The organism is Mesorhizobium sp. CA10 (assembly GCF_020165285.1).
GTDB lineage: Bacteria > Pseudomonadota > Alphaproteobacteria > Rhizobiales > Rhizobiaceae > Mesorhizobium.
Window position 1 is genome coordinate 257,017 of sequence record NZ_JAIUHV010000006.1, and the last position, 15,542, is coordinate 272,558.

Annotated in this window: 16 protein-coding genes; 10 read left to right on the forward strand and 6 right to left on the reverse strand. The window is 64.7% G+C overall.

The window, feature by feature from the left end:
• Positions 1 to 69: 69 nt before the first annotated feature.
• From LB535_RS15595 to doeB, 10 genes are all read left to right on the forward strand, one after another.
• Positions 70 to 1,455 carry a PLP-dependent aminotransferase family protein gene (locus tag LB535_RS15595; protein WP_140782133.1) on the forward strand — a complete coding sequence of 462 codons (1,386 nt, stop codon included), beginning with the start codon at positions 70 to 72 and terminating at the stop codon, positions 1,453 to 1,455.
• A gap of 131 nt (positions 1,456 to 1,586) precedes the next feature.
• Entirely contained in the window at positions 1,587 to 2,372 is a 786-nt protein-coding gene (ehuA, locus tag LB535_RS15600; protein WP_095765843.1) for an ectoine/hydroxyectoine ABC transporter ATP-binding protein EhuA, read from the forward strand.
• A gap of 144 nt (positions 2,373 to 2,516) precedes the next feature.
• On the forward strand, positions 2,517 to 3,317 hold the full coding sequence (gene ehuB, locus LB535_RS15605; protein WP_245340420.1) for an ectoine/hydroxyectoine ABC transporter substrate-binding protein EhuB: 801 nt from the start codon (positions 2,517 to 2,519) through the stop codon (positions 3,315 to 3,317).
• Positions 3,318 to 3,524: 207 nt separating this feature from the next.
• Positions 3,525 to 4,184, forward strand: a complete 660-nt coding sequence (ehuC, locus tag LB535_RS15610) for an ectoine/hydroxyectoine ABC transporter permease subunit EhuC (RefSeq protein WP_095765846.1) — start codon at positions 3,525 to 3,527, stop codon at positions 4,182 to 4,184.
• Entirely contained in the window at positions 4,184 to 4,843 is a 660-nt protein-coding gene (gene ehuD, locus LB535_RS15615; protein WP_095765847.1) for an ectoine/hydroxyectoine ABC transporter permease subunit EhuD, read from the forward strand. Before ehuC ends, ehuD begins: the two co-directional genes overlap by 1 nt.
• A gap of 5 nt (positions 4,844 to 4,848) precedes the next feature.
• Complete coding sequence (gene eutA, locus LB535_RS15620; RefSeq protein ID WP_224632894.1) at positions 4,849 to 5,625, forward strand: ectoine utilization protein EutA; 777 nt, start codon at positions 4,849 to 4,851, stop codon at positions 5,623 to 5,625.
• 5 nt (positions 5,626 to 5,630) lie between these two features.
• Complete coding sequence (gene eutB, locus LB535_RS15625; protein ID WP_224632842.1) at positions 5,631 to 6,629, forward strand: hydroxyectoine utilization dehydratase EutB; 999 nt, start codon at positions 5,631 to 5,633, stop codon at positions 6,627 to 6,629.
• On the forward strand, positions 6,626 to 7,618 hold the full coding sequence (locus LB535_RS15630; protein WP_224632843.1) for a cyclodeaminase: 993 nt from the start codon (positions 6,626 to 6,628) through the stop codon (positions 7,616 to 7,618). The genes eutB and LB535_RS15630 overlap by 4 nt, the downstream gene beginning before the upstream one ends.
• A gap of 36 nt (positions 7,619 to 7,654) precedes the next feature.
• Positions 7,655 to 8,833, forward strand: coding sequence for an ectoine hydrolase DoeA (gene doeA / locus LB535_RS15635; protein WP_224523512.1), 1,179 nt, complete (start codon positions 7,655 to 7,657; stop codon positions 8,831 to 8,833).
• 4 nt (positions 8,834 to 8,837) lie between these two features.
• Complete coding sequence (gene doeB / locus LB535_RS15640) at positions 8,838 to 9,842, forward strand: N(2)-acetyl-L-2,4-diaminobutanoate deacetylase DoeB (RefSeq protein WP_224632844.1); 1,005 nt, start codon at positions 8,838 to 8,840, stop codon at positions 9,840 to 9,842.
• Between the two features lie 15 nt (positions 9,843 to 9,857).
• Here the strand turns inward: doeB and LB535_RS15645 are convergent, their stop codons facing one another.
• Genes LB535_RS15645 through cyoB form a run of 6 tightly spaced genes read right to left on the reverse strand, consistent with a single transcriptional unit; the run spans position 9,858 to position 15,534 of the window.
• Entirely contained in the window at positions 9,858 to 10,391 is a 534-nt protein-coding gene (locus LB535_RS15645; RefSeq protein ID WP_210239569.1) for a response regulator transcription factor, read from the reverse strand.
• On the reverse strand, positions 10,381 to 11,727 hold the full coding sequence (locus LB535_RS15650) for an ATP-binding protein (RefSeq protein ID WP_224632845.1): 1,347 nt from the start codon (positions 11,725 to 11,727) through the stop codon (positions 10,381 to 10,383). Before LB535_RS15650 ends, LB535_RS15645 begins: the two co-directional genes overlap by 11 nt.
• Positions 11,727 to 12,533 (reverse strand): SURF1 family protein, encoded by an 807-nt coding sequence (locus LB535_RS15655; protein WP_411969572.1) that lies wholly within the window; start codon positions 12,531 to 12,533, stop codon positions 11,727 to 11,729. Before LB535_RS15655 ends, LB535_RS15650 begins: the two co-directional genes overlap by 1 nt.
• Positions 12,530 to 12,904: a cytochrome o ubiquinol oxidase subunit IV gene (cyoD, locus tag LB535_RS15660; protein WP_224632846.1), complete on the reverse strand. Its 375-nt coding sequence runs from the start codon at positions 12,902 to 12,904 to the stop codon at positions 12,530 to 12,532. The genes LB535_RS15655 and cyoD overlap by 4 nt, the downstream gene beginning before the upstream one ends.
• Positions 12,901 to 13,527: a cytochrome o ubiquinol oxidase subunit III gene (gene cyoC, locus LB535_RS15665; RefSeq protein ID WP_224523506.1), complete on the reverse strand. Its 627-nt coding sequence runs from the start codon at positions 13,525 to 13,527 to the stop codon at positions 12,901 to 12,903. Before cyoC ends, cyoD begins: the two co-directional genes overlap by 4 nt.
• Positions 13,528 to 13,536: 9 nt before the next feature.
• Complete coding sequence (cyoB, locus tag LB535_RS15670) at positions 13,537 to 15,534, reverse strand: cytochrome o ubiquinol oxidase subunit I (RefSeq protein ID WP_224632847.1); 1,998 nt, start codon at positions 15,532 to 15,534, stop codon at positions 13,537 to 13,539.
• Positions 15,535 to 15,542: the final 8 nt, after the last annotated feature.

A 15,542-nucleotide genomic window follows, 5' to 3' on the forward strand; every position in this document is an offset into this window, starting at 1 on the left:
TCGTTGCGGACACCATGACGATGCATTATTTCGATTGTCAATTGCACTGATTTCGATCTCTAATAAGTCATGACATTTTGGCAGCCAGATCCTGCTCTCATCCGCCGGCCGGCCTATCTCTCGCTGGCCGACCAGTTCGCGCGCGCCATCCATGACGGGCGTCTGGCCAACGGCACGCGGCTGCCGACGCACCGCCGGCTGGCAGACGATCTGAAGCTTTCGGTGCAGACCGTCAGCCGCGCCTATGAGGAGTTGATCCGCCGGGGACTGATTTCCGGCGAGGTCGGCCGCGGCAGTTTCGTGCAGACGCAGCGCCGCGAGCCCGAGCCGCCCTACATCCCGGAACGGCTGGGCGAGGTCATCGACCTCTCGATCCTGAAGCCGGTCTGCGAGCCGATGCATTTGGAGAAACTAAAGCAGGCGCTGGGCTGGCTGGCCGAGAACCTGCCGTCGAGCTCGGCGCTATCGTTCCGGCCGAACATGGTTTTCCCGCGCCACCGCGCGGTCGCGGTCGAATGGCTGAAACTTTGCGGCCTTGAAGCCTCGCCGCAGAACATCAGCCTGACCAACGGCGCCACTGCCGGCATGACGGTGGCGCTGATGAGCGTTGCGCCGCCCGGCTCGACGGTCGCTACCGAGGCGATCGGCCACCACACGCTGATCCCGCTTGCTCGCTATCTCGGCTTCAATCTCGAAGGCCTGCCGATCGACGGCAACGGGCTGATCCCCGAAGCGCTCGACGAGGCCTGCCGCCTCTCGGACATTCGCGCTGTGTTCGTGCAGCCGTCGGTGATCAACCCGACGGCGACGCTGATGGACGCCACAAGGCGCGAGCAGATCGCGGCGGTCGCCCGCAAGCACGACATTGCCATCATCGAGAACGACGTGCTCGGGCCGCTGGTTGAAGGCAGGCCGCCGGCGGTTGCCGCCTTCGCGCCGGAACGGACGCTCTACGTCACCTCCTTCACCAAAATCGTCGTGCCAGGCCTGCGCATCGGCTATCTCGCGGTACCGGACCGCTATGTCGCGGCCGTCGCCAACCGCCACCTCGTCTCGAACTGGATGGCGACGCCGATGGTTGCAGAGATCGCTACGCGCTGGGTGACCGACGGCACCGCGATGGAACTGGTCAACTGGCAGCGTGGCGCGCTGAGGCGCCGCCAGGAGATCGCCGCGGAAGTGCTCACGGGTGTCGACTATCGCTGTCATCGCGACGGGCTGCATCTGTGGCTCGAGCTGCCGGGCGATCGGGCCGAGGAGAGCTTTGTCGCGCAGGCGCGCCTGCGCGGGGTGGCGATCGCGCCGGGCACCTCGTTCCGCATCGCCGACACGCCCTGGCATCCGGCCGTGCGCATCTCGCTCGGATCGACCACCGAGGGGGAACTGCGGGCGGGCCTGAGCGTTGTCGCCAAACTGCTGCTCGGCGATCCGGAGCATCTCCTGCTCGCCATCTGATGCACAAAGGAAGATTGCCCTGAAATTGTGCCGCGCCGGAAATATTGTCATGATATTATTTTTCCAATTGACATGATTTGGCACGTTTCGCATCGTTAAGGGCATAGGCTTCTCCAGAACGGGGACATGGATTGCCCGCGCCCATCATCAAGGTCGATGCGATTTCGAAGAGCTTCGGCGCCTTCAAGGTGCTGGACGGCCTGTCGATGCAGGTCATGCCTGGCGAGAAGCTGGCGCTGATCGGCCCGTCCGGCTCAGGCAAGACGACGATCCTGCGCATCCTGATGACGCTGGAGAAGATCGACGGCGGCCATATCCAGATCGACGGCGAGCAGCTCTACCACATGGAGCGCAACGGCCAGCTGCTGCCGGCCGACGAGCGGCATCTGGCCAGGATGCGCCAGAAGATCGGAATGGTCTTCCAGCTGTTCAATCTCTTCCCGCACAAATGCGTCATGGACAATGTGACCCTGGCGCCGATGCTGACCAAGGGCGTCGCGCGCGCCGCCGCCGAGAAGCGGGCGATGGAACTGCTCGACATGGTCGGACTAGCGGACAAGGCGAAGGCGATGCCGGCGCAGCTCTCCGGCGGCCAGAAGCAGCGCGTTGCGATCGCAAGGGCGCTGGCGCTGTCGCCCAAGATCATGCTGTTCGATGAGGTCACCTCGGCGCTCGACCCCGAGCTCGTCGAGGAAGTGCTCAACGTCATGCGCAAGCTCGCCGCCGAGACCGACATGACGATGCTTCTGGTCACCCATGAGATGGGCTTCGCCCACGACTTCGCCGACCGCGTGCTGTTCTTCGACCGCGGCAGGATCGTCGAGGAAGGCAAGCCCGACGAGATTTTCCGCCATCCCAAACAGGAAAGAACGCAGAGCTTCCTGAAGAAGATCATCGCGGCCGGACATCGCGTCTGACCGCAATGCGAGCGGGCGGCGCAAGCCGTCCACGGGCGGTCAAAGGCCGCCCGAACCAGGCAAACCAAGAAGACAAACAAGGAGTTGGGAACAATGAAGAAACTTGGCATTCTGGCTGGCGTCGCCGGCCTCGCGATCACCGCGATGTTGCTCGCCCCCGGCGCGCGGTCGGCGGATGACGCCAAGCTGGAGCAGCTCAAGCAGCAGGGCTTCGCCCGCGTCGCCATCGCCAACGAGCCGCCCTATACGGCGGTCGCGGCCGACGGCAAGGTGTCGGGCGCGGCTCCCGACGTGGCGCGCGAGATCTTCAAGCGTCTCGGCGTCAACGACATCGTCGCTTCCATTTCAGAATATGGCGCGATGATCCCCGGCCTGCAGGCCGGCCGCTTCGACGTCGTCACCGCCGGCCTGTTCATGAAGCCGGAGCGCTGCGCGGCGGTCGCCTATTCCGAGCCGGTGCTTTGCGATGCCGAAGCGATGCTGGTGAAAAAGGGCAATCCGAAGGGCTTCAAGAGCTATGAGGACATCGCCAAGGACAGCTCCGCCACGGTCGGCGCGCCGGGCGGCGGCACCGAGGAGAAGCTGGCGCTCACTGCCGGCGTGCCGCGCGATCGCGTCATCGTCGTGCCGGACGGCCAGAGCGGCCTGAAGATGGTGCAGGACGGCCGTATCGACGCCTATTCGCTGCCCGTGCTCTCGATCAACGACCTGATGAAGAAGGCCAACGACCCGAACCTCGAAGTGATCGCGCCGGTGCAGGGCGCGCCGGTCTATTGCGATGGCGCGGCCTTCAAGAAAGGCGACGAGGCACTGCGCGACGCCTATGACGTCGAGCTCGCCAAAATGAAGAAGTCCGGCGAGTTCGCCAAGATCATCGAGCCCTACGGCTTCTCCGCCAAGGCGGCGATGTCGACGACGCGCGAGAAGCTCTGCGCGGCGAAGTAGTGCTCCTTTGCCTTCTCCCCGCTTGCGGGGAGAAGGTGCCTCGAAGAGCCGGATGAGGGGCGGCGCCAAGTTCTGTAGGGTTGGTTCCGCCCCTCATCTGCCTGCCCATCCTACGCAGCAGCTGCGCTGCAGCTATGGAGGGTAACCTGGCATCTCCCTGTCGATGGGAGGAGCCAAGCACATCAATGTTGGGAAACTTCTAGTTTCATGACCCAGTGGTCCGGCTATCTCGGCCTGATATTGCAGGGAGCGCTTGTCACCATCGAGCTGACGCTGATGGGGTCGGTGCTTGCGCTGATCATGGCCTTCCTTGCCGGCATGGGGCGCGTGTCGCGCTTCTTCATCATCCGCGCGCTGGCGACGACCTACATCGAATTCTTCCGCGGCACCTCGATCTTCGTGCAGTTGTTCTGGGCCTATTTCGTGCTGCCTTTCGCCGGCCTGTCGCTGACGCCGCTGCAGGCCGGCGTGCTGGCGCTGGGCTTGAATGTCGGCGCCTATGCCGCGGAAGTCGTGCGCGGCGCCATCCTGTCGGTCGGCCGCGAGCAATACGAGGCCTGCACGGCGCTCAATCTCGGCCGCTGGCAAGGCATGCGCCATGTGATCCTGCCGCAGGCGCTGCTGGTCATGCTGCCGACCTTCGGCAACAACGCGATCGAGCTGCTCAAGGCGACCTCGGTTGTGTCGCTTATCTCGCTCGCCGACCTGACCTTCCAGGCGCAGGTAGTGCGCTCGCAAACCGGCAGCACGCTGATGCCCTTCCTCTCCGTTCTCGTCATCTATTTCGCGCTGGCGCTGATCATCTCCTGGGGCATTCGCACGCTGGAGCGCCGCATGGCGCGCGGCCTCGACGGAGTGCGCGTCTGATGGAATGGGATTGGAACTTCGTCTGGGAGATCATGCCGACCCTTATCCAGGGGGTGAAGATCACCATCTTGGCGACGGTGCTCGGCTCGGTCCTGGCGGCGATCGTGGGGCTTGGGATCGCGCTGGCGCGGCGCTCGGAGAACCGCATCGTCGCGCGCAGCGTCGGCTGGTTCGCCGAGTTCATCCGCGGCACGCCGCTCCTGGTGCAGCTCTATTTCATCTTCTACGTGCTGCCCGACATCGGCATCCTGCTGCCGCCGCTGGTGGCGGGCGTCATCGGGCTCGGCCTGCACTACGGCACCTACACGGCCGAGGTTTACCGCGCCGGCATCGACAATGTGCCGCGCGGCCAGTGGGAAGCTGCCAAGGCCTGCAATCTGGGCGGCCGCCACACCTGGACCCATATCATCCTGCCGCAGGCGATCCCGCCGATGATCCCGGCGTTGGCTAACTATTTCATCGCCATGTTCAAGGAGACGCCGCTGCTGTCGGCGATCACCGTGCTGGAACTGATGAACCAGGCCAAGAGCGTCGCCAACACCTATTACCGCTACATCGAGCCGATGACGCTGGTCGGCGCCTTCTTTCTCGTCATCAGCCTCTGCTCCGTCGTGCTGTTGCGCTGGCTGGAGCATCGCTACGGCAGGATCGAAAGATGAAAGTCATGAACGCATTGCCCGACATCCGCCTCGAAACAGCGCGTCCCACTCTGGACTCGCGTCCGCTGGAAAAGCGCGTCGGCCTGATTGCGCTTGCGACCGACCACACCAGCGAGGTGGACTTCCGCCGCATGGTGGCGAGCGAGCGGATCGGCGTCTATGTCGTGCGCATCCCCTACGCCAATCCGACGACGCCGGAAAACCTGCGCAAGATGCAGCCGTCGCTTTCGGCGGGCGCGGCGCTGATCCTGCCGGACGAACCGCTCGATGCGATATGCTACTCGTGCACCTCTGCGTCGGTGGTGATCGGCGATGCCGAGATCGAGCAGGCGATCCATGCAGCCAAGCCCGGCGTGCCCGTCGTCACCCCACCGATGGCCGGCGTGCGCGGCCTGAACGCTTTCGGGGTGAAGCGCATCAGCATCCTGACTCCTTACACCGTCGAGACCAGCCGGCCGATGGCCACCTATTTCGCCGCGCACGGTTTCCATATCGAAAGCTTCACCTGCCTCGGTTTCGAGGACGACCGCGAGATGGCGCGCATTACGCCGGCGTCCCTGGTCGAGCTGGCGCGCAACGTCACCCATCCGCAGGCCGATGCGCTGTTCGTCTCATGCACCGCGCTGCGTGCCGCGCTCGCGGTTCCCGGCATGGAAGAGGCGATCGGACGTCCGGTCGTCACCAGCAACCAGGCCAGCGCCTGGAACTGCCTGCGGCTCTGCGGCGACGAGACGCCCCGGCCCGAATTCGGCCGACTGTGGACGAAGCCGCTGGCCCAGTGAACGAAATGCCCGTGATCGAAATGATTGTTGAGCTTCAGCATATTCGCGCGGCGCGCGAGCGCATTGCAGGCAAGGTCGAGCGGACACCCATCGTGCTGTCGCAAAGCCTCTCGAACCGCACGGGCCGTCCCGTTCATCTCAAGCTGGAGCATCACCAGACCACCGGCGCGTTCAAGCTGCGCGGTGCTTCCAATGCGATCGCAGCATTGAGCGCGGAAGAAAAATCGCGCGGCGTCGTCGCCGCCTCGACCGGCAATCACGGCCGCGCGCTGGCGCATGCGGCAAAGCTCGAAGGCATCCGCGCGGTGATCTGCATGTCGAGGCTGGTGCCGGAAAACAAGCTCGACGCCATCCGTCGTCTCGGCGCGGATATCCGCATCGTCGGCAACAGCCAGGACGACGCGCAGCAGGAAGTCGACAGGCTGGTCGCGGCAGAAGGACTGGTCATGCTGCCGCCCTTCGACCATCCCGATATCATCGCCGGGCAGGGCACGGTCGGCCTGGAAATCATGGAGCAGGTTCCGGATGCGGCAAGCGTGCTGGTGCCGCTCTCGGGCGGCGGGCTGGCGGCTGGCGTGGCGGCGGCCGTCAAAGGCATGAGCCCGGGCACTAAGGTCATCGGCATCTCGATGGCGCGGGGCGCGGCTATGAAGGCCAGCCTCGACGCCGGCCGGCCGGTACAGGTCGAGGAACTGCCGACATTGGCGGACTCGCTCGGCGGCGGCATCGGGCTCGACAACCGGGTGACCTTCGCCATGTGCCGCGACCTGCTGGACGACGTGGTCCTGCTTTCGGAGGAGGAGATCGCGGCCGGCATCCGCCATGCGTATGAAGAGGAGCGCGAGATTGTCGAAGGCGCCGGGGCCGTCGGCATAGGCGCGCTGCTTGCCGGCAAGGCCAAAGTCAGCGGCCCCACTGTTCTCATCCTCTCCGGCAAGAACATCGACATGGACCTGCACCGCCGCATCGTCTGCGGCGAGACAATCGCGGAGCGCGCAGCATGAGCCGCATAACCATCCTCACCGAAAGTGATCTGCGCAAGATCGTGACGCTCGATCTGGACGCCGTTGCCTGCGTCGAGGACGCTTTTCGCGCCTTGGCCACGCTGCCGGTGGCGATGCCACCGATCCTGCGGCTCGACATTCCCGAGCATCGCGGCGAGGTCGACGTGAAGTCCGCCTATGTGCCCGGCATAGACGGCTTCGCCGTCAAGATAAGCTCCGGTTTCTTCGACAACCCGACGCTCGGCCTGCCGAGCGGCGGCGGCATGATGGTGCTGCTTTCGGCCAAGACCGGTGTGGTCGAGGCGCTGCTGCTCGACAATGGCTATCTCACCGACATCCGAACCGCTGCGGCCGGCGCGGTTGCGGCAAAGCATTTGTCGCGCCAAGACTCCAGCGTGGCCGCGATCTTCGGCGCCGGCCTGCAGGCCGGCCTGCAGTTGGAAGCGCTGCGTCTCGTCAGACCGATCGAGGAAGCGCGCATCTGGGCGCGCGACGCCGCCAGGGCTGAAGCCACCGCCGCGCGCTTGCGCGTGAAGCTCGGTATCCTCGTGCGCGCCGAGCCGGATGCGGCGAACGCGGCAGCGGGCGCCGACATCATCGTCACCACCACGCCTTCTACCGAACCCCTGATCAAGGCCGGCTTCGTCACCGCCGGCCAGCACATCACCGCCATGGGCTCAGACGCCGAGCACAAGAACGAGATCGCGCCGGCGATCCTGCGCATGGCCGATCTCTATGTCGCCGACAGCGCCAAGCAGACACGGCGCCTCGGCGAGCTCCACCACGCCATCGAGGCGGCGGTCTTCGCCGCCGACGCCGAGGTCACCGAACTTGGCCAGATCATCGCCGGCAGCAAGCCCGGACGGCGCTCGGCCAGCGACATCACCATCGCCGACCTCACCGGCACCGGCGTGCAGGACACCGCAATCGCCACTTTTGCTCGCGACCGTGCGCGCGCCGCCAATGCCGGGCTCGATTTCGAAAGTTGATGCTGGCCGCCAGGCCCAACAAACGAGGACAACAAAATGCAGCCAAATTTGAAATTCTCGCGCGGCGAATATGCAGAGCGCCTCGCCAAGACACGAAAGGCCATGGAGGCTAAAGGCGTCGATCTGCTGATCGTCAGCGATCCCTCCAACATGGCCTGGCTGACGGGCTATGACGGCTGGTCGTTCTATGTGCATCAGGCCGTCATCGTGCCGCCTTCCGGCGAGCCGGTCTGGTACGGCCGCGGCCAAGACGCCAACGGCGCCAAGCGCACCGCGTATCTCGCGCATGACAACATCATCGGCTACGCCGACCATTATGTGCAGTCGACCGAGCGGCATCCGATGGATTACCTCGCCAGCGTGCTGGCCGAGCGCGGCTGGGACAAGCTCAGCATCGGCGTCGAGATGGACAATTACTGGTTTTCGGCCGCCGCCTTCGCGGCGCTGCAGAAGCACCTGCCCAACGCCCGCTTCGCCGATGCCACAGCGCTGGTGAACTGGCAGCGCGCCGTGAAAAGCCCGACCGAGATCGAGTATATGCGCAACGCCGCCCGTATCGTCGAGGCGATGCACCAGCGGATCGTCGACAAAATAGAGGTCGGCATGCGCAAATGCGATCTGGTCGCCGAGATCTACGATGCCGGCACGCGCGGCGTCGCCGGCATCGGCGGCGACTATCCGGCGATCGTGCCGCTCTTGCCGTCGGGAGCGGACGCCTCGGCGCCGCATCTCACCTGGGACGACAAGCCGATGAAGGTGAACGAAGGCACGTTCTTCGAGATCGCCGGCTGCTACAATCGCTACCATTGTCCGCTGTCGCGCACCGTGTTCCTCGGCAAGCCGACCCAGGCCTTCCTAGACGCAGAGAAGGCCACACTTGAGGGCATGGAAGCAGGCTTGGCCGCCGCCAAGCCCGGCAACACCTGCGAGGATATCGCCAACGCCTTCTTCGCCGTTTTGAAGAAATACGGCATCGTCAAGGACAACCGCACCGGCTACCCGATCGGCATCTCCTATCCGCCGGACTGGGGTGAGCGCACCATGAGCCTGCGCCCCGGCGACCGCACCGAGCTCAAGCCCGGCATGACCTTCCATTTCATGACCGGACTGTGGCTGGAGACGATGGGGCTGGAGATCACCGAGTCGATCCTGATCACCGACACCGGCGTCGAGTGCCTGGCCAACGTGCCGCGCAAGCTGTTCGTGAAGGACTGAGCCGATGTCCGCTTTGCGTCCCTCGCCGATCACGCCGACCGTCGACTTCGAGCGCGACGGCGTCCAGCACGGCTTCCTGCGCCTGCCCTACAGCCGCGATGATTCCGCCTGGGGCTCGGTGATGATCCCGGTCTGCGTCGTGCGCAACGGCAAGGGCCCGACGGCGCTGCTCACCGGCGGCAATCACGGCGACGAATATGAGGGGCCGCTGGCGCTCTACGAACTCGCCCGCACGCTAGATCCGAGAAACGTCTCCGGCACGGTCATCATCGTGCCGGCGATGAACTATCCGGCCTTCCGGGCCGGCACGCGCACCTCGCCGATCGACAAGGGCAACATGAACCGTTCCTTCCCCGGACGCCCGGACGGCACGGTGACGGAGAAGATCGCCGACTATTTCCAGCGCGAGCTGCTGCCGCGCGCGGACATCGTCTTCGACTTCCATTCCGGCGGCAAGACGCTGGACTTCGTGCCGTTCTGCGCGGCGCATACGCTGCCGGACAAGGCGCAGGAGAAAAAGGCCTTCGCCGCGGTCGAGGCTTTCTCGGCGCCGTTCTCGATGCGCATGACCGAGATCGACGCGGTCGGCATGTATGACACGGCGGCAGAGGAGATGGGCAAGGTCTTTGTCACTACCGAGCTCGGCGGCGGCGGAACCTCGCGCGCCGAGACGGTGCGGATCGCCCGGCGCGGCATCCTCAACGTGCTCCGCCACGCCGGGATCGTCGATGGTGCGGTCGAGAAGGGCAGAACTCAGTGGCTGGACATGCCGTCGGGCGATTGCTTCGCCTTCGCCGAGGATGACGGCATGATCGAGACGGTGGTCGACCTCGGCGAGCCTGTGAAGGACGGCCAGGTGGTCGCGCGCATCCATCCGGTCGGGCGCACCGGGCAAGCGCCGCAGGAGATCAGGGCCAGGATGTCGGGACTGCTCGCCGCGCGTCATTTCCCGGGCCTGGTCAAGGCGGGCGACTGCGTCTCGGTGCTGGCCGTGGCCGTTCGCGAATAATCTTGGTACGGCGCCCTACTGCACCACGCGCTTCTCGAGCTTGCGAGCAAGCGTGCGCCGGTGCAGGCCGAGCCGGCGCGCGGTTTCGGAGATGTTGAAGCCGGTTTCGACCAGCGTTTCGTGGATGCGCTCCCATTCGAGGTTCTTGATCGAGGTGGGGCGGCTGGTGAGCGGCACCGAAACGTCACCCTCGGCGCGGCCGAAGGCGGCTTCGATGTCATCGGTGTTGGCGGGCTTGGCCAGATAGTGGCCCGCGCCGAGCTTGATCGCCTCGACGGCCGTGGCGATGCTGGCAAATCCCGTCAGCACGACGATGCGCATCGACGGATTGCGGGCGCTGAGAAGCTTGACGCATTCGAGACCCGATCCCGATCCGAGCTTGAGATCGACGACGGCGTAGGCCGGAACGGCCGTTTCCAGCGCGACCAGCAGCGCCTCGCGGTCGTGGCAGACCACGACGTCGTAGTCGCGCTTTTCAAACGAGCGTTTGAGCGTGCGCGCAAAGGTCGCGTCGTCCTCGATGACGAACAAGGATCGATCAGATTTCACGATCGTCTCCATAGGTCAGCGCCGCCAGCGGCAGCGAAAGGGTAACACGGGCGCCCTCGGCCATGTTGCGCGCCGAAACGTCGCCTCCAAGCTTGCGCACCACGTTGAACACCAGGAAGAGGCCTAGGCCGCCGCCCGGACGCCCCTTGCTCGACATATAGGGCTGGCCGAGCGTTGCCAGAATATCCTTGTCGAAACCCGGGCCGCGATCCTCGACGGAGAGCACCAGCTTCTCATCCTGCCGCTCGGCAGCGATGCCGACCCAATCGTGCGATGCTTCCTGCGCATTGTCGAGCACATTGAAGATCACTTGTTTCAGCGCCGTGTCGGACACGATCGGCTCGTCCGGCTCGAAACCATTGCCGTAGTCCAGCTTGATGGGCTGGCGGCTGACGCGCCATTCCTCGACGAGATCGTCGAGGAACCGGCGGATCGTAGTGCGGATGGTGCCCTCGCCCCGCGCCTGGCCGGAGGACATGAGAATGCCCGTGACGATGCCTTTGCAGCGCTCGATCTGCGCCTGCATCTCGGCCACGTCCTCGGAAAGCTCGCGGTTGCGCTTGACGCCGCGCATCTGGCGCCAGTCGGACAGGATAACCGATATTGTCGACAGCGGTGTGCCCAGTTCATGCGCGGCACCCGAGGCCAGCAGGCCCATGCGCACGATGTGATCTTCCTCGGCCGAACGCTGGCGCAGGTCGGCGAGATAGGCATCGCGTTCGCGCAGGTTGCGGTTGATGCGCGTCATGAAGATCACGATCAGGCCGGCCGCGAGCACGAAGCAGATGAACATGCCTCGCAGATGCAGCGCCAGGAGGTCGCTGCCGCCGTGATGCGGAAGTGCGATCGGCTGGAAGACGAAGATGAGGAAGACGAAGCAGGCCGAGGCCGCCACCACCAGGAGCCAGGTCGACCATGGCGCCAGCAGCGCAGCGCCGAGCGTGATCTGCAGCAGGTAAAGCGACACGAATGGATTCGAGGCGCCGCCGCTCAGGTAGAGCTGCGTCGTCAGCGCCGCCATGTCGAAAATCAGCGCGACGAAGAGCTGCGCGTTGGAGATCCGGCGGTTGCCGCGCAGGGCGAGCAGGCTGAAGATGTTTAGGCCGACCAGGAAAAGCACCACGCCCGCCATCTCGGCGAGCGGCAGCGGGATGGCGAACCAGTATTGCGTGACCAGGATGGTCAGCACCTGCCCCGCCACCGCCAGCCAGCGCAGCTGGATGAGCAGGAGCAGGTTCTTCCTGTTCGTGACGTCGGCGTCCGACGCGGCGCCTCCCTGCCGCGTTGGAGGAAGCGTCAGGAACGGCTTGTCGCGATGGGGCCACGCGATATTCATCACGCTGCATCCCAGTTCCGGCGGCCGGAGAAGACCTGTCTGGCAAGCGCCATCGCCAGCATCCCTGCAAGGGCAAACCAGGTCAAAGCATAGATGAGATGGCTGTTGCGGAAGGTGACGACGGTGAGCCCGCCGCGCGGCCAGCCAGCAGCGCCGGATGCCTCGGCATCGATGAAATAAGGCGCGACATCCGCCAGGCCGCGCGCCTTGGCGATTGCCGCCACGTCGCGCGAATACCAGCGATCGGCAGCCGGATCGTTGCTGCGCAGGAAACCGCCGCCGGGCTCGCTGATGCGCAGCAGCCCCTCAACCGTCGCCGGCGAGGCGAGCGCGGCATTCTCCCGCTCGAACTCCACCTTGCGCTCTTGCGGGATGAAGCCGCGATTGACGAGGACCGTGAACCCGCGGTCGTCGCGCATCGGCGTCAGCACCCAATAGCCGCCGCCGAGCTCGGTCACCGCCTGCACCAGCGTGTTGGCGCTGCCGAGGAAATGCCCGGCAAGGCGCACATGGCGATATTCGTAGTCCGGCGCGCTCAACCCGCTCCAGTCCTGCGGGCCGGGCGCATCGACGACGGGAGCATGGATGCGTTGGTCGACGCGGGCGATCAGGTCGAGCTTCCAGACCCGTCTTTCCAGCTGCCAGACGCCGAGTCCGAGAAACACCAGGACGCCGAGAATCCCAAGCACTACAGCCAGGAATCGCGACGTGGAACCCTTCGAGGCCGCATGAGAGCCGGTCATGTCCTTTGCCTCGGCTTTGGCCCTCCCCGCGCGCCACACGCCCACGCCCGAAATGGGGCTCATGGCATCTCCCGCATCTCGTGGAGCCCGGGCATCATGTTGGCGTTGAGGTGGTACATCACCCACAGCGAGCCGCTCAGCACGATGACGACGAGAACCACCGTGAAGATGAGCGCCAGCATCGACCATCCGCCTTCCGAGGCGGGGTTCATATGCAGGAAGAAGACCATGTGCACCACGATCTGCACCACCGCGAAGGCCATGATGATGATGGCCGCGGCCTGTTTGTTGTCCATGGCGCCGGTCATGACCATCCAGAACGGGATGGCGGTGAGGATCACTGACAGGACGAAGCCGATCAGGTAGCCCCTCAGCGAGCCGTGCGCGGCGCCGCCATGGGTATGGTCGCGATCGGCATGATCATGAGCGCTCATCTGAGCATCCCCATCAGATAGACAAAGGTAAAGACGCCGATCCAGACGACGTCGAGGAAGTGCCAGAACATCGAGAGGCACATCAGCCGGCGGCGGTTGGCCTCGATGAGGCCGTGTCGCGCCACCTGCACCATCAGCGTCACCATCCAGACGATGCCGAAGGTCACGTGCAGGCCGTGCGTGCCGACCAGGGTGAAGAAGGACGACAGGAAGGCGCTGCGCTGCGGGGTCGCGCCTTCATGGATCATGTGCGCGAATTCGGATAGCTCGATGGAGAGGAACGCCAGGCCGAACAGCATGGTCACCACGAGCCAGGCCTGCGTCGCGCCGACGCGGCCCTTGTCCATGGTCAGCATGGCAAAGCCGTAGGTGATCGAGGACAAGAGCAGCATGGTGGTGTTGACCGCCACCAGACCGAGATCGAACAGATCCTTCGGCGCCGGACCCGCCGCGTAATTGCCGCCGAGCACGCCATAGGCCGCGAACAGCATGGCGAAGATCAGGCAGTCGCTCATCAGGTAGAGCCAGAAGCCGAGCATGGTGCTGCCGCCTTCGGCGTGCGCGTGCTCTTCTTCCAGGTGGAAGACCGGTTCCGCGACGGCCGTGATCGCGCTCGATGCCATGCTCAATTCCTAGCCCTGGGCGGCGAGGAGCGTCGTCCTCGCCTCTTCGGTTTGCGTGACCTCGGCAGCCGGGATGTCGAAGTCGCGGTGGTAGTTGAAGGTGTGGCCGATCGCGGTTGCGATGAGGCAGACGAAGCTCAGCGCCGCCAGCCACCAGATGTACCAGATCAGGCCGAAGCCGAGCGCGACGCTGAACACCGCCAGGACGACGCCGGTGCCGGTGTTGCTCGGCATGTGGATCGGTTTGAATCCGGACAGCGGGCGCCGGTAGCCGGCCTTCTTCATGTCGAACCAGGCGTCGTTGTCGCGAATGACCGGCGTGAAGGCGAAGTTGTAGGCCGGCGGCGGCGAGGAGGTCGACCATTCGAGGGTGCGGCCGTCCCAGGGATCGCCGGTGTGATCGGCCAGCGCTTCGCGCTTGCGGATGGAGACGAAGATCTGGACCAGGAAGGCGGCGATGCCGCAGGCGATCAGCACCGCGCCGAAAGCGGCTATCACGAACCATATCTGCAGCGAGGGATCGTCGAAGACGCGCATGCGGCGGGTCACGCCCATCAGGCCGAGGATATAGAGCGGCATGAAGGCGAGCCAGAAGCCGAGCACCCAGCACCAGAACGAAACCTTGCCCCAGAACGGATCGAGCCTGAAGCCGAAGGCCTTGGGCCACCAATAGGCGATGCCGGCGAACAGGCCGAAGAGCACGCCGCCGATGATGACGTTATGGAAATGCGCGATCAGGAACAGGCTGTTGTGCAGCACGAAGTCGGCGGGCGGCACGGCAAGCAGCACGCCGGTCATGCCGCCAACGACGAAGGTGAGCATGAAGGCCACCGTCCACATCATCGGCAATTCGAAACGGATGCGGCCGCGATACATAGTGAACAGCCAGTTGAATATCTTCGCGCCGGTCGGGATCGAGATGATCATCGTGGTGATGCCGAAGAAGGAATTGACACTGGCGCCGGAGCCCATGGTGAAGAAGTGGTGCAGCCAGACGAGATAGGACAGGATGGTGATGACTATCGTGGCGTAGACCATCGAGGTGTAGCCGAACAGGCGCTTGCCTGAGAAGGTCGAGGTGACCTCGGAGAAGACGCCGAACAGCGGCAGGATAAGGATGTAGACCTCCGGGTGGCCCCATATCCAGATGAGGTTCACATACATCATCGGATTGCCGCCGAAATCGTTGGTGAAGAAGTTGGTGCCGACATAGCGGTCGAGCGCAAGCAGCGTCAGCACCGCCGTCAGCACCGGGAAGGACGCGACGATCAGCACGTTGGTGCAGAGCGAGGTCCAGGTGAAGACGGGCATGCGCATCATGGTCATGCCTGGGGCGCGCATCTTGATGATGGTGCAGATCAGGTTGATGCCGGACAATGTCGTGCCGACGCCGGCGACCTGCAGCGCCCAGATGTAGTAATCGACGCCGACGTCGGGACTGTAATTGATGCCGGAGAGCGGCGGATAGGCCAGCCAGCCGGTGCGGGCGAACTCGCCGACGAACAGCGAGGCCATGACCAGGATCGCGCCGCCGACCGTCATCCAGAAGCTGAAATTGTTGAGGAAGGGGAACGAGACGTCGCGCGCGCCGATCTGCAGCGGCACGACGAAGTTCATCAGCCCGGTGACGAAAGGCATCGCCACGAAGAAGATCATGATCACGCCATGGGCGGTGAAGATCTGGTCGTAGTGATGAGCGTTGAGGTAACCCTCGGAACCGTTGAAGGCGATGGCCTGCTGCAGGCGCATCATGATGGCGTCGGAGAAGCCGCGCAGCAGCATGACGAGGCCGAGCGCCATGTACATGATGCCGATCTTCTTGTGGTCGACGCTGGTGAACCACTCGCGCCACAGATAACCCCAAAGCTTGGAATAGGTGACCGCGCCGAGCACCGCGAGGCCGCCCAACGCCACGACGATGAAGGTGACGACGACGATCGGCTCGTGCAGCGGCAGCGACTCCAGAGTGAGGCGGCCGAAGATGAATTTGGTCAGCGACTCAGGCATCCGCCATC